The sequence below is a fragment of the Mesorhizobium sp. M0500 genome, assembly GCF_040321165.1.
In the GTDB taxonomy this organism is placed as follows: domain Bacteria; phylum Pseudomonadota; class Alphaproteobacteria; order Rhizobiales; family Rhizobiaceae; genus Mesorhizobium.
On the sequence record NZ_JAMYRB010000009.1, the window covers coordinates 106,346 to 128,232 of the forward strand.

19 protein-coding genes, 1 tRNA gene and 1 pseudogene are annotated in these 21,887 nt (G+C 61.1%); 14 read left to right on the forward strand and 7 right to left on the reverse strand.

Translation table 11 applies throughout. The features are described from left to right. Window positions 1–4 precede the first annotated feature (4 nt). Window positions 5–1,825, reverse strand: a pseudogene (locus NKI70_RS18400) (extracellular solute-binding protein). A gap of 231 nt (window positions 1,826–2,056) precedes the next feature. Here NKI70_RS18400 and NKI70_RS18405 point away from each other — a divergent pair. Further along, window positions 2,057–2,686 carry an invasion associated locus B family protein gene (locus NKI70_RS18405; protein WP_023675042.1) on the forward strand — a complete coding sequence of 210 codons (630 nt, stop codon included), beginning with the start codon at window positions 2,057–2,059 and terminating at the stop codon, window positions 2,684–2,686. Window positions 2,687–2,810: 124 nt separating this feature from the next. Here the strand turns inward: NKI70_RS18405 and hspQ are convergent, their stop codons facing one another. Both hspQ and NKI70_RS18415 read right to left on the reverse strand, forming a co-directional pair. Beyond that, a complete protein-coding gene (gene hspQ, locus NKI70_RS18410; protein ID WP_023675043.1) occupies window positions 2,811–3,134 on the reverse strand; it encodes a heat shock protein HspQ in 324 nt (107 codons plus the stop codon). A 221-nt stretch (window positions 3,135–3,355) separates the two neighbouring features. Next, window positions 3,356–4,564 carry a UbiH/UbiF family hydroxylase gene (locus tag NKI70_RS18415; RefSeq protein ID WP_352698878.1) on the reverse strand — a complete coding sequence of 403 codons (1,209 nt, stop codon included), beginning with the start codon at window positions 4,562–4,564 and terminating at the stop codon, window positions 3,356–3,358. Window positions 4,565–4,667: 103 nt separating this feature from the next. Between NKI70_RS18415 and NKI70_RS18420 the strand changes: the two genes are divergently transcribed. The 8 genes from NKI70_RS18420 to NKI70_RS18455 all read left to right on the forward strand — a co-directional run bounded on the left by NKI70_RS18420 (window position 4,668) and on the right by NKI70_RS18455 (window position 12,942). After that, window positions 4,668–5,564, forward strand: coding sequence for a DUF2182 domain-containing protein (locus NKI70_RS18420; protein WP_352456764.1), 897 nt, complete (start codon window positions 4,668–4,670; stop codon window positions 5,562–5,564). Window positions 5,565–5,577: 13 nt separating this feature from the next. Beyond that, complete coding sequence (locus tag NKI70_RS18425; RefSeq protein ID WP_352698874.1) at window positions 5,578–6,192, forward strand: DUF1326 domain-containing protein; 615 nt, start codon at window positions 5,578–5,580, stop codon at window positions 6,190–6,192. A 35-nt stretch (window positions 6,193–6,227) separates the two neighbouring features. Next, window positions 6,228–7,004, forward strand: coding sequence for a phosphatidylcholine synthase (gene pcsA / locus NKI70_RS18430; RefSeq protein ID WP_502894951.1), 777 nt, complete (start codon window positions 6,228–6,230; stop codon window positions 7,002–7,004). 18 nt (window positions 7,005–7,022) lie between these two features. Continuing rightward, window positions 7,023–8,000 carry a quinone oxidoreductase family protein gene (locus NKI70_RS18435; protein WP_352698871.1) on the forward strand — a complete coding sequence of 326 codons (978 nt, stop codon included), beginning with the start codon at window positions 7,023–7,025 and terminating at the stop codon, window positions 7,998–8,000. A 151-nt stretch (window positions 8,001–8,151) separates the two neighbouring features. Then, complete coding sequence (locus tag NKI70_RS18440; RefSeq protein WP_502897766.1) at window positions 8,152–9,744, forward strand: ABC transporter ATP-binding protein; 1,593 nt, start codon at window positions 8,152–8,154, stop codon at window positions 9,742–9,744. Further along, entirely contained in the window at window positions 9,741–10,853 is a 1,113-nt protein-coding gene (locus NKI70_RS18445; protein ID WP_352568624.1) for an ABC transporter permease, read from the forward strand. Before NKI70_RS18440 ends, NKI70_RS18445 begins: the two co-directional genes overlap by 4 nt. After that, on the forward strand, window positions 10,853–11,827 hold the full coding sequence (locus NKI70_RS18450) for an ABC transporter permease (protein WP_352698867.1): 975 nt from the start codon (window positions 10,853–10,855) through the stop codon (window positions 11,825–11,827). Before NKI70_RS18445 ends, NKI70_RS18450 begins: the two co-directional genes overlap by 1 nt. 47 nt (window positions 11,828–11,874) lie before the next feature. Beyond that, on the forward strand, window positions 11,875–12,942 hold the full coding sequence (locus NKI70_RS18455; RefSeq protein ID WP_352568622.1) for a BMP family ABC transporter substrate-binding protein: 1,068 nt from the start codon (window positions 11,875–11,877) through the stop codon (window positions 12,940–12,942). 63 nt (window positions 12,943–13,005) lie between these two features. On the opposite strand, the gene rimO is transcribed toward NKI70_RS18455, so the two are convergent. From rimO to NKI70_RS18475, 4 genes are all read right to left on the reverse strand, one after another. Beyond that, the gene (gene rimO, locus NKI70_RS18460; protein WP_352698865.1) at window positions 13,006–14,319 is read right to left on the reverse strand and encodes a 30S ribosomal protein S12 methylthiotransferase RimO; all 1,314 of its coding nucleotides are present in this window, start codon (window positions 14,317–14,319) and stop codon (window positions 13,006–13,008) included. A 152-nt stretch (window positions 14,320–14,471) separates the two neighbouring features. Further along, window positions 14,472–15,131: a TerC family protein gene (locus NKI70_RS18465; RefSeq protein ID WP_023675054.1), complete on the reverse strand. Its 660-nt coding sequence runs from the start codon at window positions 15,129–15,131 to the stop codon at window positions 14,472–14,474. A 171-nt stretch (window positions 15,132–15,302) separates the two neighbouring features. After that, window positions 15,303–15,710, reverse strand: a complete 408-nt coding sequence (locus NKI70_RS18470) for a DUF930 domain-containing protein (protein ID WP_352456770.1) — start codon at window positions 15,708–15,710, stop codon at window positions 15,303–15,305. A 282-nt stretch (window positions 15,711–15,992) separates the two neighbouring features. Then, window positions 15,993–16,082, reverse strand: a tRNA-Ser gene (locus NKI70_RS18475). A 307-nt stretch (window positions 16,083–16,389) separates the two neighbouring features. Here NKI70_RS18475 and NKI70_RS18480 point away from each other — a divergent pair. The 5 genes from NKI70_RS18480 (at window position 16,390) to NKI70_RS18500 (ending at window position 21,824) form a co-directional block, all read left to right on the forward strand. Then, entirely contained in the window at window positions 16,390–17,274 is an 885-nt protein-coding gene (locus NKI70_RS18480) for a GNAT family N-acetyltransferase (RefSeq protein WP_352593883.1), read from the forward strand. A 273-nt stretch (window positions 17,275–17,547) separates the two neighbouring features. Further along, window positions 17,548–18,771 (forward strand): septal ring lytic transglycosylase RlpA family protein, encoded by a 1,224-nt coding sequence (locus tag NKI70_RS18485; protein WP_352698863.1) that lies wholly within the window; start codon window positions 17,548–17,550, stop codon window positions 18,769–18,771. A gap of 101 nt (window positions 18,772–18,872) precedes the next feature. After that, window positions 18,873–20,033 (forward strand): D-alanyl-D-alanine carboxypeptidase family protein, encoded by a 1,161-nt coding sequence (locus NKI70_RS18490; RefSeq protein WP_352698861.1) that lies wholly within the window; start codon window positions 18,873–18,875, stop codon window positions 20,031–20,033. A 64-nt stretch (window positions 20,034–20,097) separates the two neighbouring features. After that, on the forward strand, window positions 20,098–20,772 hold the full coding sequence (tmk, locus tag NKI70_RS18495) for a dTMP kinase (RefSeq protein ID WP_352448921.1): 675 nt from the start codon (window positions 20,098–20,100) through the stop codon (window positions 20,770–20,772). Further along, window positions 20,769–21,824, forward strand: a complete 1,056-nt coding sequence (locus NKI70_RS18500; RefSeq protein WP_352646063.1) for a DNA polymerase III subunit delta' — start codon at window positions 20,769–20,771, stop codon at window positions 21,822–21,824. Before tmk ends, NKI70_RS18500 begins: the two co-directional genes overlap by 4 nt. Window positions 21,825–21,887: the final 63 nt, after the last annotated feature.

The window sequence follows — 21,887 nt, forward strand, 5'->3', positions numbered from 1 at the left end:
GAGGTCACTTCGGTTTGCGCCACCAGGTCGGCAACTGATAACCGTATATGGGCGTCTTTTGCGGATGTTCCAGATAGTTCCAATAAGCGAGCCATTGCTGGTTGTTGTGCTGCGTCGGCACCATGTAGTTGCCGGAGATCAGCAGCCGGTCGAGAACGCGGACGGCGGCGACGGAGTCCTCCTTCGAACGAGCTCTCAGCATCGCCTCGATCGCCGCATCCACCGCCGGATCGGCGACGCCGGCGAGGTTGAACGATCCTTCGGCCTTGGCGGCAGCGGATCCCCAGCGCCCGGTTTGCTCGATACCGGGCGACAGCGAGTTGTTGAAACCGGTCGAGCCGACCAGCACCTCGAAATCGAAACGCTGCTTGCGCGACTGGATCTGATCACCGTCGAGGCTGCGGATGCCGACATCGATGCCGAGCTTCTCAAGGGTGCGCTGATAGATAGCGGCAAGTCGCTCTTCGTCCTGCGAGGCGGTCAGGATCTCGAAACCGAACGGCTTTCCCTCGGGATCGAGCATCGCGCCGTCCTGCACCGTATAGCCCGCGCCCTTCAGCAGCTCGAATGCCGCCTTCAGCACCTTGCGGTCCTGGCCGGAGCCGTCGGTAACGGGCGGCCTGTAGGTGCCGTCCATGACATCTGCGGGCACGCGGCCGGGGTAGGGGGCCAGCAGGGCCTTTTCCTTTTCGCTGGCCGGGTGGCCGAGCGCGGACAGTTCGGAATTCTGCCAAAAGCTCATCGTGCGCGTGTATTTGCCGCCGAACAGATTCTTGTTGGCCCATTCGAAATCGTAGAGCATGCCGAGCGCGCGCCGCACGACCGGATTGGAAAATTTCGGCAGCCGCGTGTTGAACAGGAAACCGTTGACCACCGGCGGAATGCCGGTATCGAAAGTTTCGGCGATGACCTCGCCCCTGTGGAAGGCCGGAAAATCGAGATCGCGCTCGCGTTTGACCGGGTCGCTGTCGTCGTCGATGGCGCAGATGCCTTTCTTGAACGCTTCCTGCTTGGCGTTGGCGTTGAGGAAATATTCGATGGTGATCTGGTCGTAATTGTCGAAGCCGCGCTTGGACGGCACGTCCTTGCCCCAATAGTCCGGATTGCGCTTGAACACGATGCGCTGACCGGGCACGACTTGCGCCACCGTGTAAGGCCCGCTGCCGATCACCGGCTTTAGCGTCGTCCTGTCGAAGGTGTCCTTGTTGAAGGCGTGTTTCGGGATGATCGGCGTCAGCGCAATGATCAAAGGAAATTCGCGGTCGGCCTTGTCGTTGAAGGTGAAGCGCACACTGCGGTCGCCGGTCTTTTCGAGCTTGGCAATCGCTTTCATTCGCTGGCTGTAAGGTGGGCGGCCCTTCTCGGTGAAGACGTCATAGGTAAACAACACGTCTTCCGGCGTCACCGGCTCGCCGTCCGACCATTTGGCGTTGGGATCGAGGTGGAATTCGATGCTCTTGCGCTCGGGATCCATGTCGGCGGTATCGGCGAGCAGGCCGTAGAGACTGAAGGCCTCGTCGTAGTTGCGCTGCATCAACGGCTCGAAGACAAGATTACCAAAGGCTTGATCCATCATGCCGCGCGCGGTGGTGCGCAGGCTTCTCAGGATGAACGGATTGAGATTGTCGAAGCTGCCGACGACGCACTAGGTAATGCTGCCGCCTTTCGGCGCGTCGGGATTCACATAGTTGAAATGCTTGTAGTCGGATGGCAGCGCCGGCTCGCCCTGCATGGCAAGCGCGTGCTTCGGTTCCGACAGGCCCGGCTGCAGGGAAAGGCCGACAAACAACATTGTGGCGATCAGCCAAACGACAACGCGGCCCATGACTGTCTCCTTCCCGATTCGATGCGCAGCATACATGAGCCGGTCGTGCACCGGCCAACCCCTTGAGCCTATCCCTCGGCCAAGATTCGCGAGACCCGGGCTGGATTCGGCACCGCTTGCAGTGTAACACGCCGTCCGAAGTCATTCTGTTGCCTCATTTCGGCAACAGGTAGCTGGACCACACGGCATGAAAAAAGCCGGTTCCGGGATCATTTGAGAGGAATGCACGACATGACGAGCCTGAACAGCAACGCGTACCGCCTGTCGGTCATGGCCGCTGGCGTAGTCGGCATTCTGGGCGCCGGGATTCCCGCTGCTTCCGCGCAGCAGCAACAGCAGATTCCGCAAGGCTGGTTCAAGGCCTGCACCAAGCAGGAAGACGTCGACATCTGCAATGTCCAGAACATCACCACCGCCGGCAACGGCCAGCTCATCACTGGCGTCAGCCTGATCGAATTGAAGGGCAAGGTGAACCGCAAGGTGTTCCAGGTGACGGTTCCGACCGGCCGTCTCGTTCCTCCCGGCATCGGCCTCCAGATCGACGGCGGCAAGGCGCAGAAGCTCGACTATGTGATCTGTTTTCCGGATCGCTGCGTGGCGGAAGTGCCGCTGACCGATCAGCTCGTCGCGTCCTTCAAGAAAGGTTCGAACCTGACGCTGACCTCGGTCAATTTCCAGAACCAGCCGAACCCGATCAAGATCGCGCTGACCGGCTTCAGCGGCGCCTTCGACGGCCCGCCGCTGCAGCAGTCGGACATCGAGGACCGACAGAAGAAGCTCCAGGAGTTCGTCGCCAAGAACAATCAGGACTTTGCCAAGAAGCTCAAGGAAGAGCAGGAAAAGGCGAAGGCCGCCAACTGATCGACGGGTTTTCGAACCAACAAAAAAGCGGGGGCTTATACCCCGCTTTTTTCGTTTGGACCGGCTGTTTGTCGGGTCCAGCCATGTCTCAAGCCTGTCCCAGTCCAGCCAGATTCCGACTAAGTCAATGTCTCAATTGGTGCTTCGGCTCGTAGCGCCCGTCCGGCTTCTTGTCGAACATTTCACCAATCTGCGGATGCCGGACCGGTTCGCCCGACCGGTCCTCGAGTAAATTCTGCTCGGACACATAGGCGATGTATTCCGTTTCGGAATTCTCGGCGAGCAGATGATAGAAAGGCTGGTCCTTGCGCGGCCGCACGTCAGCGGGGATCGCCTCGTACCATTCGTCAGTATTGGCGAATTGCGGATCGACGTCGAAAATGACGCCGCGGAACGGAAACAGCCGGTGCCGAACCACCTGTCCGATCGAGAATTTGGCTGTCTTCATCGCACTCACCACTTGAACTTCTTGAACGCCACGCATCCTGGAACACGCAAGGAACGCTCCAGGACTTTAGATTCTTACGCACCGGTCCGGCAAAGATTGGCCCAGACCTTAAGGTCGACATCGTCATTATTTGGCGCAGACGCCGCGTCAATTCAATCCCGATCCCCTTGATGCCGGGTTGAGCATCGCGAGATGCGGATCAAGGGCGGTGGCCAAGATCGCTATCGCTCAGCCGGTTTTCGCAATCCGCCAAAAAACGCCGCAAAACCGCTGCCGGGTCGAAGACCCTCGCGCATGAAAAACGCCCGTAACGGCGCAAACCCCTCAAGCGCGCCAAGGCCAGCGCTGCGCACCATCTGAGCCGGCAGCATGTCGGAAAGCAACGACATGTTGAGCAGGTTGACCGCGCTGCTGCGCGCCAGAATGTCCGGCCGCCGCTTGAAATCATAGGCTGCAAGCGCCTTGGCGGCGCCCGGGTCCGCGCGGTTTCTGCTTGCGGCACCAATCAGGTCGTCGATGTCCCGGATGCCGAGATTGAGGCCTTGCGCGCCAATTGGGGGAAACACGTGGGCGGCTTCACCGACAAGTGCCACGCGGCGCTGCGCAAACCGCCACGGGCTCACCGCTGAAAGTGGGTAGATCTGCCGGCCGGGCTCAACCGACACGCGGCCCAACATCGATTGCATTCGCTGTTCGACCCGCGTCGAAAGCTCGGCGTCGTCGAGTGCTGCAAGGTCCTTGGCGATATCGGGTTCGAGCACCCAGACAAGGCTGGACCGGTTGCCGGGCAGGGGAACCTGTGTGAACGGACCGGTCTCGGTGTGGAATTCGGTCGAGGTGAAGGCATGGTCGCTGCGGTGACCGAAATTGAGCACCAACGCCGCCTGCGGATAGGATCGGATCGAGGTCCGGATGCCGGCTGCCTCGCGGGCCGGCGACTGACGGCCATCGGCGGCAACTGCCAACGATGCCTCAACCTCGCTGCCGTCGGCGAGAACGGCATGGGCATGGTCGGCATCGAGGCGCCATGCCTCCACCATCGACTTTCGCCATTCGATGCCCGAATGCGCGACAGCCTCGGCTAGCGTGCGGTTGAGAACGCTGTTGGGCAAGTTCAGCCCGAATTGCTCTTCGTTGATCTCGCTGGCGCGAAAGGTCACTGTCGGGCTGCGGATCAGCCGGTTGGTTGCGTCAACGATACGCATCACCTTGAGCGGCGCTGCGTGCGGCCTGATTCCGTCGAAGATCCCTAGCCGTTCGAACATCTTCAGGGCAGGGTTCATCAAGGCTGTCGTACGGCCGTCGGGGCCGGCTGCATCGGGTCCGACGAGCGTCACGGGAAAGCCCGCCTCGGCAAAGCCAAGCGCCGCGATCAGCCCCGCAGGGCCGCTGCCGGCGACCAGTATCCGTGCTGTTTCCCGATGGTTCAAATTCGGCTTCCGGATTGCGAGGTGAGGCCCGTCCGACCTGCTGGTCCATATAGGTCAGGTGATGCGGCTTGATCAACGCGGCGATTCGGCCCATTCGGTTGCCATGACCGGCCAACAAGACGATTTCAGCCACCTCGACGGCACCGGCCGCGCGATGGCGAGCGTTGCGCGCAGCCCTCGACTGACGGTGAGCGTCGTTGCCGGCATGGGCATCGCCCTTGCCTGGCTCCTTCTCGGCGCAATGGCAGTTCGTGGTGCCGTAAGCCGGCTCCCGGGCACCGATGCACCCGGCGACACGATGCTGGGGAACCTGCCGCAACTGCCGCTGCCGGATTTCCTTGCGCGTTTCTTCGCCCTTTGCCTTGCGCCGGCGCCGCTTCGCGCAAGCGTAGGCGCGCAAGGCGGGGCACTCACCGCGATGTGGCTGTTGATGGCCATCGCGACCATGCTGCCCTCCGCGGCGCCGATGATCCGCACCTATTGCGAGATCGCAGATACCGCCAGGATCAAGGGGGAACCCGTTGCCCATCCGCTGATCCTTGTCGCTGGATATTTGAGCGTCTGGCTTGCCGCCTCGGCAATATTCGCTGCCCTGACGCTCGCAGTCCATGCATTCGTGTCATCCGGGCAGATGCTCGATCCGCTGCTTGGAATTGCCGGAGCAGCCGCGCTGTCGATCGCTGGTCTCTATCAGTTCAGCTGGCTGAAGGAAGCCTGTCTGGAGAAGTGCAGAAATCCGTTCTCGGTCCTGTTCGCCAACTGGAGCGCCAGGCCCATTCGCATTTTCCGGCTCGGTATGGAGCAGGGCCTGTGGTGCCTTGGATGCTGCTGGGCGCTGATGCTGGTAATGTTTGCCGTCGGTGTGATGAACGTGTTCTGGATGGCGCTGATCGGCTTGTTCAGCCTGGTCGAAAAACAGACGGCAGGCAATCTGCCGACGCGGTTGGGCGGTGCGATACTGCTTGTCTGGGCAGCCGCGCTACTAGTAGTCTCGGCATGAGGGGGAGAATTCGATGACAGATCAAAACTGGGCAATGAAGGGAGAGCTCATCCTTTCCTGCAATTGCACGGTTTTTTGCCCTTGCGTTCTGTCGCTCGGCAATCATCCGCCTACGGAAGGCTATTGCCAAACCTGGGCGGGGTTCCGGATCGATGCCGGCCATTTCGGCGAGTTCGACCTGTCCGGTCTCAATCTTGGGCTGGTCATGGAAATCCCCGGTTATATGAGCCGCGGCAACTGGACGGCGGGCCTGTTCATCGACAAGCGCGCCTCGGTTTACGCTGTGAAGGGACTGACGAAGATATTCACCGGCAAGGCCGGTGGAACCACATCGCTGCTCTCCATCCTGGTCGGACAGTTCCTCGGCGCCGAGCAGGTGCCGATCACCTACGAGACGCGTGCGAAAACACGCATCTTTCAGATACCGAAGATCATCGATGGTGCGGTGACGCCAATCACCGGCAAGGATCGCGACAAGGATACGGTCATCAGCAATTCGGAATACTGGATTGCGCCGGAAATCATCGTCGCCAAATCCGACAAGAGCAAAATGCGGGCCTTTGGCCGCAACTGGAACTTTGCTGGCCGTTCGGCCGAAATCTGCAAGCTGGACTGGCGGGGCCCGTGAGCAAGAAGACGACGGCCAGGAAAATCGCCGACCGGATTCCGCGGCCGAAGAAGAAAGTCACATGGCCTCAGGCGCGGGCGTTCTCGGTCCATCTCTTGACCGCGTCGGGCTCATTCCTGGCGTTTCTGTCGCTAGTGGCAGCAAGCGAGCAGCGCTGGACGGCAATGTTCTGGTGGCTGGGGCTGGCGCTTTTCGTCGACGGCATCGACGGGCCGATCGCCAGGAAGCTCGATGTCAAGGAAATCCTGCCGACTTGGTCGGGCGAACTGCTCGACAACATCATCGACTACGTGACCTACGTGTTGATTCCGGCCTTCGCGCTCTATCAGCGCGGCTTCATGGGCGAGCGCCTGTCGTTCCTGTCGGCGGCGATCATCGTGGTGTCGAGCGCAATCTACTATGCCGATACCGGCATGAAGACGAAGGAGAATTTCTTCAAGGGATTTCCGGTCGTCTGGAACATGGTGGTGTTCACGCTGTTCGTCATCGAGCCCGGACAATGGGTTTCTTTCGCCGTGGTCGTGGTGGCCGCCATTCTCACCTTCGTGCCGATCAATTTCATCCATCCGGTGCGGGTGAAGCGGCTGCGGCCAATCAATCTCGGCATGACGCTGCTTTGGTGCGCTTTCGGCGCGCTGGCGCTGGCGCAGGCCGCACTTGCCTCCTTCTACGACCAGATCGGCGTGCTGGGCGAGCAGGTCAGCGATTTCATCAAGTTCGGGATTACGTTCACCGGGCTTTACCTCGCCTGCATCGGCGCTATCATGCAGTTCTTCCCAAATCTCGGCGCCAAGCCGGATAAGAAAGCCTGATCCCAAGAGAGCCAGAAAATGTCCAAAGCGATCCGCATCCATGCCCATGGCGGCCCGGAGGTCCTGACCTATGAGGATGCCGATCCCGGGCAGCCGGGCTCGGGACAGATCCTGGTCAAGCATACCGCGATCGGTCTCAATTTCATCGACGTCTATTATCGCTCTGGCCTTTATCCGCCGCAGGGCGGATTTCCGCTGATCCCTGGCGGCGAGGCGGCCGGCGTGGTCTTGGATGTCGGCTCGGATGTCGACTGGCTCAAACCCGGCGATCGCATCGCCTACGCCGTGACGACCGGCGCCTATGCCGGGCAGCGTGTGATCGCCGCCGACCGCGTGGTGGAGGTGCCCGACGGCATCAGCGACGAACAGGCCGCAGCCATGATGCTAAAGGGCATGACCGCCGAATATCTGTTGCGCCGTACATTCAAGGTGAAAGCCGGCGACACGATCCTGTTTCATGCGGCGGCCGGCGGTGTCGGGCTGATCCTCGGCCAATGGGCCAAGCATCTCGGCGCGACAGTGATCGGCACGGCGAGTTCCACCGACAAGATCGAGCTCGCCAAGGCGCATGGCTTCGACCACGTGATCAACTATCGCGAACAGGATTTCGTGGCCGGCGTTGCCGCTATCACCGGTGGCAAGAAATGCGACGTTGTCTACGATTCAGTCGGCAACGACACATTTCCAGCCTCGCTCGATTGCCTGCGGCCGCTCGGCACTTTCGTCAGCTTCGGTCAATCGTCTGGGCCGATCCCGCCCTTCAGCATCTCGTTGCTGGCGCAGAAGGGCTCGCTGTTCGCAACGCGGCCGACGCTGTTCGTCTATAATGCCAGGCGCGAAGACCTCGAGGTTTCCGCCGCCGCCTTGTTCGACGTGGTGCTCAGCGGCGCCGTCAAGATCAAGATAAACCAGCGTTACGCGCTCAGCGAGGCCGGCAAGGCGCATTCCGATCTCGAAGGGCGCCGGACCACCGGGACAACAATACTTATCCCTTAGGCGCGGCAGTTTCGGGCCGCCGACGCCGCCGTTCTTGCGAACTGCTCTTTACCGCTTGAGTTTCCGCTGAAATTCTTGAAGCTCTTTCAAGTCGTGAGGCGCTTACCGTAGAGAGCAGCCCGCGCATACGATGCTTGCGGGAACACTGAACATGTCTGGCAAACCAGATGGAGGCACCGTGAGTGCAGATCAGGACGGCGCAAAGCTGCTTGAGGTTCGCGGCCTCACAAAGATATTCGGCACGTTGACGGCGTGCGACCATGTCGATCTCAACATCGCCAAGGGCGAGATCCATGCGTTGCTTGGCGAGAACGGCGCCGGCAAGTCGACCCTGGTGAAAATGCTGTTTGGATCGCTTGAACCGAATTCCGGCGAGATTTTCTGGAATGGCCAGGCGGTCAGGATCACCAGCCCCGGCACCGCAAAAAAGCTCGGCATCGGCATGGTTTTCCAGCATTTTTCCCTGTTCGAAGCGCTGACGGCGGCGGAGAACATCGCGCTGTCGCTGGATGACGGCTCGCCGATCAGCACGATCGCGGCCAAGGCGAGGGCGCTCTCCTACAGTTACGGCCTGCCTCTCGATCCGCTATCGCTGGTCGGTGATCTGTCGGTCGGCGAGCGTCAGCGTATCGAAATCATCCGCTGCCTGCTGCAGACGCCGCAACTCATCATCCTCGACGAACCAACTTCGGTGCTGACGCCGCAGGAGGCCGATAAGTTGTTCGAGACGCTCGAACGGCTGCGTTCGGAAGGAAAGTCCATCCTCTACATTTCGCACCGGCTGGAAGAGGTCAAACGGATCTGCGACCGCGCCACCGTGCTGCGTCACGGCAAGGTGGTCGGCCATTGCAATCCGCGCCAGGAAACCGCGTCTTCGTTGGCGCGGATGATGGTCGGCAACGAGGTGCAGGCCGTGGTGCGGGCGCCGGCCGAGGGTATCGAGACCGCGCCGGCGCTGCTTCAAATCCGCGAACTCACCCGCAAGCCGGCGACCCCGTTCTCGATCCCGCTCAGGAACATCAATCTTGAAGTCCGCGCCGGCGAGGTGATCGGCATTGCCGGTGTCGCCGGCAACGGCCAGGGCGAATTCTTCGAATCCGTTTCCGGCGAGGTGCTGCAGCAGGATGCCGGCTCGGTCCGCATCCGCGGCAAGGATGCCGGCGGCCTCACCATCACCGGCAGGCGTCTGATGGGCGCTGCCTTCGTCCCGGAAGAGCGGCTCGGCCATGGCGCAGCACCGCGCATGAAGCTTTCGGAGAACCTGCTTCTGTCGCGCCACGCCACCGATGGCAAGATGTTTGTCGGCGCCGGTGGAATGGTCAAGGGCGATGCGATCCATACCGCTGCCCAGCGCATCATAAAGGCGATGGACGTGCGCAAGAGCGCGCCGGATCCGGAGGCTGCGGCTCTTTCGGGCGGCAATCTGCAGAAATTCATCGTCGGCCGCGAACTCGACCGCCGGCCGAGCGTCTTGGTGGTCAATCAGCCGACCTGGGGCGTCGACGCGGGTGCGGCGGCCCACATCCGCCAGGCGCTGATCGAACTGGCGCGCAGCGGCTCGGCGGTGCTGGTGATCAGCCAGGACCTCGACGAGCTGTTCGAGATTTCCGATGCGATCACGGTCATGCACAATGGCGAATTGTCGAAGCCGCTGCCGATAGCTGAAGCGACATTCGAGAAGATCGGGCTGCTGATGGGCGGCGCCGAACCCGGGCATGCCGAACATACGCTGGAGACGGCTTGATGCGCCTCGAACTTGTAAAACGCCCGCAGCGCTCGATGCTGTTTTCGGCACTCTCGCCTTTCATCGCTTTCGTTTTGACGATCATTGCCGGTGCCATCATGTTCGCGCTGCTCGGCGTCAACCCGTTGACTGCGTTCCGCATCTACTTCATCGAACCGATCAGCCAGGTGTGGCAGCTGCATGAGCTGGCGATCAAGGCCGCCCCCCTGATCCTGATCGCGGTCGGACTGTCGGTCTGCTACAAGGCCAACATCTGGAACATCGGCGCCGAAGGCCAGTTCATCCTGGGCGGCATTGTCGGCTCGATCATCCCCGTGCTGTTTCCGCAGTTCGAAGGCCCATTGGTGCTGCCGCTGATGCTTCTGCTCGGCATGGTCGGTGGGGCCGCCTATGCTGCAATCCCGGCACTGCTGAAGACGCGCTTCAACACCAACGAGATCCTGACCAGCCTGATGCTGGTCTATGTCGCCCAGCTCTTCCTCGATTGGCTCGTACGCGGGCCGTGGCGCGATCCGCAGGGCCACGGTTTCCCGCAGACCATCCAGTTCAACGACTCGGCCATACTGCCGGAACTCCTCCCGGAATCCGGCCGGGCAAACTGGGGATTTGTCTTCGCGCTGATCGCGGCGATACTGATCTGGATCCTGATGAGCCGTATGCTGAAAGGCTTCGAGGTCCGCGTGCTCGGCTCAAGTCCGAGGGCAGGGCGCTTCGCCGGGTTTGGCCTTAACCGCATGGTCTTCTTTGCCTTCCTGCTGTCGGGCGCACTGGCCGGACTTGCAGGGATTTCGGAGGTCTCGGGAGCCATCGGACAATTGCAGCCGGTGATCTCGCCCGGCTACGGATTTACCGCTATCATCGTGGCATTTCTCGGCCGGCTCAATCCGCTCGGCATCGTCGCCGCAGGCCTTGTGCTGGCGCTGACCTATCTGGGCGGCGAGGCAGTGCAAAGCGCGCTCGGCATCTCCGACAAGGTGGCGCGCGTGTTCCAGGGCATGCTTTTGTTCTTCGTGCTCGGCTGCGACACGCTCATCCATTACCGCATTCGCCTGACCGGCTTTTCCGCGCCGAAGCTCAAGGCAGCGCCGAAGCTGGAGGAAGCCCGCTGATGGACATCACCGTCAACATCCTCTTGACCATCGCGACGGCGGCGACGCCGCTGCTGATCGCGGCGATCGGCGAACTGGTGGTCGAACGTTCGGGTGTGCTCAATCTCGGCGTCGAAGGAATGATGATCATGGGTGCCGTCGGCGGTTTCGGCGCCGGCTATCTCACCGGCTCGCCTTGGATAGGGCTGTTGGCGGCAATCACCATGGGGGCAGTGTTCTCGCTGCTGTTCGCCGTCATGACGCTCTCGCTGGCCACCAATCAGGTGGCCACCGGCCTGTCGCTGACACTGCTCGGCCTCGGCCTTTCCGGCATGATGGGAACGAATTTTGTCGGCCAGCCCGGCGAAAGGCTGCCAAACCTCGATATTCCCGGCCTGACCGCAATCCCGGTCGTTGGCAGGCTGCTGTTCGGCCAGGATCCAATCTTCTACATGTCGATCGCGCTGACCGCCGCCGTCATGTGGTTCCTGTTCAAGACCCGCACCGGGCTCACGCTGCGCTCGATCGGCGACAGCCACACATCCGCCCATGCGCTTGGCATCCACGTCATCCGCTACCGCTATCTCTCAGTGATTTTCGGCGGCGCTTGTGCCGGCCTCGCCGGCGGTCACCTATCGCTGGTCTACACACCGCAATGGGTGGAGAACATGACCGCCGGCCGCGGCTGGATCGCGCTGGCTCTGGTCGTCTTCGCCTCCTGGCGGCCATGGCGGGTGCTGGCCGGCGCCTATATTTTCGGCGCGATCTGGGTTGGCCAGCTTCACGTCCAAGCCATAAATCTGCAGGACTTCGTCGACGCGCCCTGGTTGCTCTACAAGTTAATTGCGTTCTTAAAATCGTTTCCCTCGCAACTGCTTTCTTCGCTGCCCTATCTGGCAACCGTCGTGGTTCTCGTTCTAATCTCGCGCAACAAGCGTTTGACGATGATGAACACGCCGGCCTCCTTGGGCCAGCCATTCGTTCCGGATCGTTGACAACAAAAAGACGGAAGCTCCAAGGCTTAACTCAGAGAGGTAACACAATGAAAAAACTGCTTATTGCCCTGATGGCGACGACGGCCGCATTGTCGCTGGCGGCATCAGCCCAGGCGGCGGACAAGCTGAAGGCGTGCTGGGTCTACACCGGCCCGATCGGCGATTTCGGCTACTCCTACCAGCACGACCAAGGCCGCCTCGAGGTGGAAAAGGCACTCGGCGACAAGGTCGAGACCGCCTATCTCGAAAACGTCTCCGAAGGCCCCGATGCCGACCGCGCCTTCGAGCGCCTGGCGCGCGAGGGATGCAAGATCATTTTCGGCACGTCCTTCGGCTTCATGGACCCGGAAGTGAAGATCGCCAAGAAATTCCCCAAGGTGATGTTCGAGCACGCCACCGGCTACAAGACGGCCGAAAATCTCGGCATCTACAATGCGCGTTTCTATGAAGGCCGCTACGTGCTTGGCCAGATCGCCGCCAAGCAATCGAAGTCGGGCGTCGCCGGCTACATCGTTTCCTTCCCGATCCCGGAAGTGGTGATGGGCATAAATTCCTTTATGCTCGGCGCACAGTCGATCAACCCGAACTTCAAGGCGAAGATCGTGTGGGTGAACTCCTGGTTCGATCCGGGCAAGGAGGCCGATGCTGCCAAGGCATTGTTCGACCAGGGCGCCGATATCATCGTCCAGCACACCGACTCGACCGCTGCCTTGCAGGTGGCGGAGGAGCGCAAGCTGCACGGCTTCGGCCAGTCCTCAGACATGATCAAGTTCGCGCCGCACGCGCAGCTGACCTCGCTGACCGACGAGTGGGGTCCCTACTACATCAGCCGGGTCCAGGCGGCGCTCGATGGCACCTGGAAGCCCGACAATGTCTGGCTCGGTATTAAGGACGGCGCCGTCAAGCTGGCGCCGTTCACCAACATGCCCGACGACGTCAAGGCGATGGCCGAAGCCACCACCAAGAAGATCGCCGACGGCTGGAACCCCTTCACCGGGCCGATCGCCAAGCAGGACGGCACACCTTGGCTGAAAGAGGGCGAGGTCGCCGACGACGCCACGTTGCTCGGCATGAATTTCTACGTGAAGGGCGTCGACGACAAGCTGCCGCAGTAGGTGGTCGGAAACATATCGAACGAAAGGGCGCCGCGCGGCGCCCTTTTCATTTTGGACGGAATATCAGACTGCTGAGCCGTAAAGGTCGTAAGCGTCGGCGCGCTCGATCTTGACCGTGACGATGTCGCCGGCGCGCATTGGCCGCCGCGACTGGATATGGACCGAACCGTCGATTTCGGGCGCGTCGTATTTCGTCCGGCCCTTGGCCGAATTGCCATGCGCCTCGTCGATCAGGACCGGCAGGCGCTTGCCAATTTTCTTGGTTAGCTGCGTTGCCGAAATCTTCTGCTGGCGCTGCATGAAGCGGTGCCAGCGGGCTTCCTTGATCTCCTGCGGCACTTGCTCGAGGCCGAGCTCGTTGGAGCGGGCGCCTCTGACCGGCTCGTATTTGAAACAGCCGGCGCGGTCGATCTTGGCCTCGTCCAGCCAGTCGAGCAGCATCTCGAAATCGTCATCCGTCTCGCCGGGGAAGCCGACGATGAAGGTGGAGCGGATGGCAAGGTCCGGGCAGATGTCGCGCCAGCCGCGAATACGCTCGAGCGTCTTTTCGCCATGAGCGGGCCGGCGCATGTTCTTCAGCACCTGCGGCGAGGCGTGCTGGAACGGAATGTCGAGATAGGGAACGATCTTGCCTTCGGCCATCAGTGGGATGACGTCTGCGACATGCGGGTAGGGATAGACATAGTGCATGCGCACCCAGACACCGAGCTTGCCCAGTTCTTCCGATAGATCGAGGAATTTCGCCCGCACTTCGCGATCGCCGAACATGCTGGTCTGGTATTTGATATCGATGCCGTAGGCGCTGGTATCCTGCGAGATGACGAGGATCTCCTTGACCCCGGCCTTGGCCAGCTTCTCGGCTTCGCGCAACACGTCGGCCGCCGGCCGCGATACGAGGTCGCCACGCAGCGCCGGGATGATGCAGAAGGTGCAGCGGTTGTTGCAGCCTTCCGAAATCTTGAGATACGCATAGTGGCGCGGCGTGAGCTTGACCCCTTGCGGCGGCAAAAGGTCGATGTGGGGATCATGGCTCGGGGGGGCAGCCTCATGCACCGCCGCCATCACGCTTTCATAAGCTTGTGGTCCGGTGATGGCGAGGACGTTCGGATGTCTTTCACGGATGACGTCCGGCTCGGCGCCGAGGCAGCCGGTGACGATAACTTTGCCATTCTCCGAAAGTGCGGAGCCGATGGCGTTGAGCGATTCGTCGCGAGCCGAATCGAGGAAGCCACAGGTGTTGACGACGACCAGGTCGGCGCCGTCGTGCTTGCGGGCGATCTCGTAGCCTTCGGCGCGCAGGCGGGTGATAATGCGCTCCGAATCCACAAGGGCTTTCGGGCATCCAAGGCTGACGAAACTGACTCGAGGGGCGGACATCTAAGCTTTTCCGGATTTTCAGGATTGGCGGCGCAGTATCACACTTGTCGCGGCATTGGTATGGGCAGCGGCTGCGGCGAAACGCAACCGCCAGCGTCGCCGAAGGCTCGCCGAAGCTGAAAGGCCGACCGATGAGAATTCGAGTCGGCGTGTCAGCTCACCGCACTGCTGACATGCGGCAAGACTTCCACCGCGCCCCGGTAGATCATATCGAGTGCGACATAGAAGATGATCAAAAGGCCGATATAGGCGATCCAGCGATGGCGGTGCAGCAGCTTGGCGATGAAGCTCGCGGCAAGGCCCATCAGCGCGATCGACAGGACGAGGCCTATCACCAGCACCTGGAAGTGATCGCGCGCCGCGCCGGCGACCGCCAGTACGTTGTCGAGCGACATCGACACGTCGGCGATGACGATCTGCAATGCCGCCTGACCCAAGGTCTTCTTGCGCGCCTTGCCGGCCACCATATCATCGCTGTTGATATCGGAATTGGACAGCGCTTCGGTCGCCTCCACCTCGTCGGCATACGACGTGCGCAGCTCGCGATACATCTTCCAGCACACCCACAGCAGCAAGATGCCGCCGGCCAGCAGCAGGCCGACAATCTGTAACAGGGTGACGGTGATCGCAGCAAAACCGATACGCAGCACCGTCGCCGCCACCACGCCGATGAGAATCGCTCTCTTGCGCTGCTCGACCGGCAAGCCCGCCGCGGCCAAGCCGATGACGATGGCGTTATCGCCTGCAAGCACGAGGTCGATGGCGATGACCTGGAGCAGGGCAGAGAAGCCCGCGGCAGTGAAAATTTCCATCGACTGGAAGTCCCTTGCTGGTTGGCCGACCGTTCGCGTCGAATGCCTGGAGGGCCTAACGTGTATGGTTCCCGCGCGTCAAGGGACTGGTTGGAACAAGGCCGGCAATATACAGAGTTTGCGACGATCGGCCCGAAACACCGGCAAAATGCGGCCACAGGTCGCGAATGCCTAGTTATAGAGATTGTATTTGGGCCAGTCGCTTTCCGGAATTTCATCACCGATCCGATAGCGGAGCTGCAGGACTTCCATATGGTCCGGCGCTGTTTCGCATTTGAATTTCAGCCGGTACCACTGTCCCTTGCTGCGAAACGCAGCACCCGGGCTCTTGATCGCATCGGCGCCCATTTCGGGCGTCGCAAAAGCGTAGGCGACGACACGATCGGCTTTGTATTTGTGGTCGTCGCGGGTAATCCGGTCGAGAATTTCGGCGTCGCATCGCTGCTCCAGCCGGGTTTGCGGATCGAGTTTCAGCAGGCCGGCGCGCAATGCGCTGTCCATTGCGCTGGCCGGCCAAGCCACTATCGTCCATGCGAGGACCGCAGAAAATAGTTTATTCATGGGCGGGAGAAGCACCATATTCGGGCGGAGAAATCAACCCGACGAAGCGCGGCTGCGCGGCGGGTGACAGTCTTCGCTTTGTGGCAGGTTGTTGATTACGCAATAGTATCACCGGTACTTTGGTATCGTTGCCACGATCAGCACCTGTCGCATTTCAGCGACGCGAGAGGTGGTGCGCTGCATGGGGCAGAGCGGCGGTTCTCCCCGAAGCGGACCGGCCTGTTAGACCCAGGCAGTCGAGAATCCGACGAGCGGAAAACTCGACGTCATGCCTGCAGGATTGAAGAAATTGGCCGGATATGGCGGAGGGAGTGGGATTCGAACCCACGGTGGGCTTGCACCCACGCCGGTTTTCAAGACCGGTGCCTTAAACCGCTCGGCCATCCCTCCAAGGTGATTTTTCAATCACTTAGGATATCGCGAGAGGAGCGGGTTCGAGCTGTCGGTACCGGATTGGCACCAGGACGTTCCCCGACCGGTTCGCGCTCCATTCCTGTAAAGCCGCATTCAACGCCAAGTCAACCGTGGCGGCCGCACCTTTCGGCGCGATCCAGGACGGTGAGCAGCGTCATGGCGAGCTGTGTTTGTGCTGAGTGTGGAAAATCGTTTTTAAAACCCGCACGGACTATTAATCGTTGAGCGCTGATATGTGGAGCGCATTAGGCACATGTAAGTAAATCGTATTCTGGAGTTGATTTTGGCCGTACTTGGCGCTCTCCCGCCCGGTCTTCGCTGTAGACCAATCCGCGAAACCGACTGGGAGGGAGTGGTTGATTGCCTGTGCAGGGGCTTTCCGGCGCGTAACCGGAGTTACTGGATACACGCTCTGACCCGTTTGTCGCAGCGTCCTGCGGTTGCCGAGTTCCCACGATATGGCTTTGTTTTGGAGCATGCCGGTCGGATCGTCGGCGTTGTGCTCACCCTTTATGCTCGCTACCAGGGGCCAGAGGGCGACGAAATCCGCTGCAATCTTTCAAGCTGGTCAGTCGATGCAGAATTCCGTCCTTATGGCGCCATGTTGGTTGTGGCGGTTCTCAAGCGGAAGGACGTGACCTACACGAACATTTCGCCGGCACAAGCGACATTGAAAGCCAACCGGGCGCTAGGCTTTCGGCTCTTCTCCAGCGGACAATTTACCTTCTTGCCGGCTTTAAGTTTGACGCAGCGGTCATGTCGCGTAGTCGAAGTGCGTCCCGATCTCCCGGAATTGGCGATGCTGCCCGAGAGTGAGAGGTACATACTCTCGGAACACGCCGCGCTGGGCTGCCTGTCGTTGATCTGCATTTGCGACGGAGCAGCGTTCCCCCTGGTATTGATGCCGCGCCGAATGTTGCACGGTGTTATCCAGTGCCATCAGGTCATCTATTGCCGCTCGCTTGCGGATTTGAGCCGCTGCGCCGGTGCGATGGGGCGCTTTCTCTTGCGAAGCGGAATCCTGGTTTGCTTTGTCGACGCCAAGGAGCCGATTCCAGGTTTGGTGGGATGGTACCGGCCCAACAAGGGGCTGAAATACTTCAAAGGTCCCAGACCACCCGCACCTGGAGATCTGACGTTCACCGAACTTGTGATATTCGGTCCCTGAATCTGCGCTCGCAGACACGCCAAGCCAGGGGCAAAGTGCGCCACGAACGGCGTTTCTGATCGATAAGCGATGATTTTCATGCCGATCAGCGAGGCGGTCCGTGCCACAATCTCGCCCGGTTCCGACCACAATCGGTTAATACGGTGATAAACAATTCCTGCGCACAAAAAGGATTGGGGTAGGGCGTCGCCGGCGTTTCTGGAGTGGGTGCTTTGGCATCGCTGACGTTCATGCTGCGGTGCCTTCGTCGATGCTATAGGGGATAATCAAAATATGCAGACCACGGCGCGCCCGCGTCTTCGTCGCGCTTCCGCTTTCGCGCTGTTTGCCTTGTCGGCAGCCTTTCTTGCAGCATGTGCCGGGCCGCAGCAAAAGGCGATGGTCAACAAGAAACCTCGCTCCAAGGAATATTTTTCCGAAGCCGAATACGGCGTGAAAGCCAGCCCGCGCGTCATGTTCAAGACGTCTCGCGGACGCGACCAGCTCGGCAAGCCCTATCAGGTGCGCGGCAAGTGGTATTATCCGAAGGAAGACAAACGTTACGCCAAGGTTGGCCTCGCATCCTGGTACGGTGAGGCCTTCCACGGCCGGTTGACCGCCAACGGCGAAGTCTACGACATGGCAGATCTGACGGCGGCGCATCCGACCATGCCGCTGCCGAGCTATGCGCGGGTCACCAACATGAAGACCGGCAGCTCGGTGATCGTGCGCGTCAACGACCGCGGACCCTATCATGATGGACGCATCATCGATGTGTCGAAGCGCGCTGCTGAAATGCTCGATTATGCCAACATCGGTACGGCCGAGGTGAAGGTCGAATATGTCGGCCGTGCGCCGCTCGAAGGCAATGACGGGCAGTATCTTGTGGCTTCGTATCGTCCAGGCAACAGGGCGCCGGATCCGTCGGACGGCCTGCCCAGCGGTGTCATGGTCGCGATGAATGGGCCGTCGCCAAGCCTGCCGGTGAGCGCTGCTGCCGTGCCGTTCCCCGGTCAGCTGACGAATTCCGGGCAGGGATCCGATGCAGGGCCTGTCATGGCAGTGCAAGCATCTGCTTTGGGAGACATTGTACTGCCCGATTTCGGCCCGATCGTGCCGGAGCGCCCGGAGATCAACCTGCCGGCGCAATCGCCGTTCACCGTGGCGTCGCTGTCTTACGCGGACGAGCGCGTGCAACGCGCCTCCAACGCGTTTGCCGAGCTGGATGGCGCCGGCATGTCGCCCGCCGAAATTCTTCAATCGTGGAAGCGGCAAGCTCCTCCAGCCGGTCCGCCAACGGACTATGTCGCGGCGGGTTCATTCGAGAATGCCGCCGAAGCGGAGCGTGTGGCGGCCCAGCTTTCCAGCTTCGGCAAGACCGAGATCCAGCGCTCGGAACTTGAAGGCAAGGACTGGTACTCGGTCAACCTCTTTGCCGACGGTCGTGGCAGCCTGGACGAGATGCTGCAGGCAGCGTGGTCGCATGGTGCGCCGGATGCGCTTGCGGTACGCAACTGAGCTCGGGGCTGCCTGGTTTTTTCGTGCGCGATTGATACGCCAGGCAAAAGCCTGATAGCTTCTGCCAACCTGCAAAAGCGCCGGCTCACTGGGCGAACCTGATGAAATTTTTTCAGCCTTTCACTGGGCTCATAACGCTCTGCCTGCTGATGCTCTCGCTTGTGCCGGCCTCAGCACAGCTTTTCGAGACCAAGGCCGCGCAGGCCTTCATGATCGATGCCGAAACCGGAACCGTGCTGTTTTCCAAGGACGCCGACAGGTTGATCCCGCCGGCCTCGCTGGCCAAGCTGATGACGATGGAAGTGGTCTTCGACGCCATCAAATCAGGGCGCATGACGCTCGAAGACACCTTCGTGGTGAGCGAGAACGCCTGGCGCAAAGGCGGCGCTCCTTCGGGGACATCGACCATGTTCGCCAAGCTCAAGTCGACGATCCGGCTGGAAGACCTGATCCAGGGCGTGACCGTGCAGGCGGCCAATGACGGCTGTATCGTCATCGCTGAAGGGATGGCCGGGTCCGAAGCAAACTTCGCAGCGCAGATGACCGAGCGTGCCCGCCAGATCGGCTTGCAGAAATCGACTTTCGTCAATTCCACCGGTCTGCCGGCCGATGGGCAGCAAACGAGCGTTCGCGAACTCGCGCTTCTGGCGCTGCATATCTGGCGCAACTACCCGGATCTCTACCGCTATTACGGCCAGAAGGATTTTACCTGGAACAAGATTTCCCAGAGGAACCGCAATCCGCTACTGGCCATGGACATAGGCGCCGACGGGCTCGCGGTCGGTGCCAGCGAGCAATCCGGGTTCGGCATTGTCGGCTCGGTCAGCCACAACGGCACAAGGGTGATCGCGGCGATGAGCGGCCTGGCAAACGACCGTGAGCGTGCTGAGGAAGCGCGAAAGCTGATTGACTGGGGCGTTCGCTCCTTCGAGAAGACTGAAGTATTCGCCAAGGACGAAGTGGTTGGCGAAGCCCAGGTCTTTGGCGGCGCCAAGTCCGGTGTCGCGTTAAAGGCAAAAGGACCGGTGCAGATCTTCCTGCCGATCACCAACCGCGACAAGCTCACCGCCAGGATCGTCTATGACGGACCGGTGGCAGCGCCGGTGGAGGAGGGGCAGCCGGTGGGTACGCTGCGCGTCTGGATCGGCGATACGCTGAGCCAGGAGACGCCGCTGTTTGCCGCCGAGTCGATCGGTGTCGGTTCGCTGCCGCAGCGCGCGCTGGGCGCCGCCAAGGAACTGGCCGTCGGCTGGCTGCGTTAGCACCGTCGCGGTGGACCTTTTTTCCCGCCGGGACTATACGGTCCCCGAAGTATGGACAAAGGCTTTGGCGCGCGGATTTTTCATCACTTTTGAAGGCGGCGAAGGAGCAGGCAAGTCGACGCAGATCGAGCGGCTGGCAAAGAAGATGCGCGCCAAGAAATACGATGTGCTGGTGACACGTGAGCCGGGTGGCTCGCCGGGCGCGGAGGCGGTCAGGCATGTCCTGCTTTCAGGCGCAGCCGAGCCGTTCGGCCCCAAGATGGAAGCGCTGCTTTTCGCCGCTGCGCGTTCCGACCATGTCGAACAGGTCATCCGGCCGGCAGTCGAGCGCGGTTCGGTCGTGCTTTGCGATCGTTTCATGGATTCCTCGCGCGTCTACCAGGGCGTCACCGGCGGCCTCGACCCGGCATTCATGGACGCATTGGAGAAGGTCGCCATCAACGGCATGGTGCCGGACATGACACTGATCTTCGACATCGACCCCGCCGAGGGCCTGAGGCGCGCTACCGCCCGGCGGGGCAGCAGTGACGGACCGGACCGCTTCGAGAAAGAAACATTGGCCATCCACCAACGCCGGCGCGAGGCGTTTCTCGCGATCGCCTCAGCTGAACCCGAACGCTGCGTTGTCGTCGATGCCTCAGCCGACCTAGATGCGGTGGAGGATGTCGTTACCGCCGCGGTCTTCGCGGCTCTCGAGAGGATGATGCCGGCGCAAAGAAGGCAGGCGGCGCCAGCATGATTTTCGAACGCATCGCGCCCGAACAGCACGATACGCTGGACGGGGTGCCCGAGCCATCCGAGACGCCGCGTCTTGTCGGTCACCTGCAGGCGGCCAACATGCTCGCCACCGCTTACCGCTCGGGAAAGCTGCCGCACGCACTGATCTTTGCCGGACCGGTTGGCATCGGCAAGGCGACGCTGGCCTTTCACCTGGCGCATCATCTGTTGAAGCACCCGGCCTTCGAGCAGGCGCCGGAAAGCCTTGCCGTTCCAGATCCGGCTTCGTCGCTGTTTCGACAGATCGCCACCGGCGCGCATCCTTCGGTGCTGCATCTTACACGCCCGGCGAACGACAAGACCAAGAGCTTCAAGACAGTGGTCACGGTCGACGAAATCCGCAAGGTCAGCCGTTTTCTGTCGCTGACCTCGCACGACGGCAGCTACCGGGTGGTTATCGTCGATCCCGCCGACGACATGAACACCAATGCTGCCAATGCCTTGCTGAAGAATCTTGAAGAGCCACCCGCGCGCACCTTGTTCATCCTCATCGTCCATGCGCCGGGCAGTCTGCTGCCGACGATCCGGTCGCGCTGCCAGATGGTGCGGTTGGCGCGGCTAGATGCCGAGAGCTTGATGACGGTTCTGGAAGGCATCGAGCCGCCGCCACCGGAGGATCCTGGGGCGCGCGCGGCGCTGGCGGAGCGGGCAGGGGGCAGCGCGCGCAATGCGATCCTGTTGACGCAGTATGGAGGGCTCGAAATCGCCGCCACCCTCGACGCCCTGGTGATGTCCAAGAAGATAGATGTCGCAGGCGCCTACCGTCTTGCCGAGGCGGTCGCCGGCCGCGACCAGGCAATCCCGTTCGAGATATTCAATCGCCGCGCGCTTGATCTGCTGTCGGCCGGCGCCAGCCAGGCCGCGCTCGCCGGCGATCTCGCGCGGGCCAAAACGCTGTCGGATACTTGGCACGAGGCTTTGAACGCTATATCTGAAACCGAGACCTACAATCTCGACAAAAAGCAGCACGCCCTGACCATGATCGACCGCCTGAATTCTGCAATGCGAATGTGACGGCCGCTGGCGTGGCTTTGAAGCCCCTGAGTATTGATCCCAATCAATCGCAGGAACTTCGAA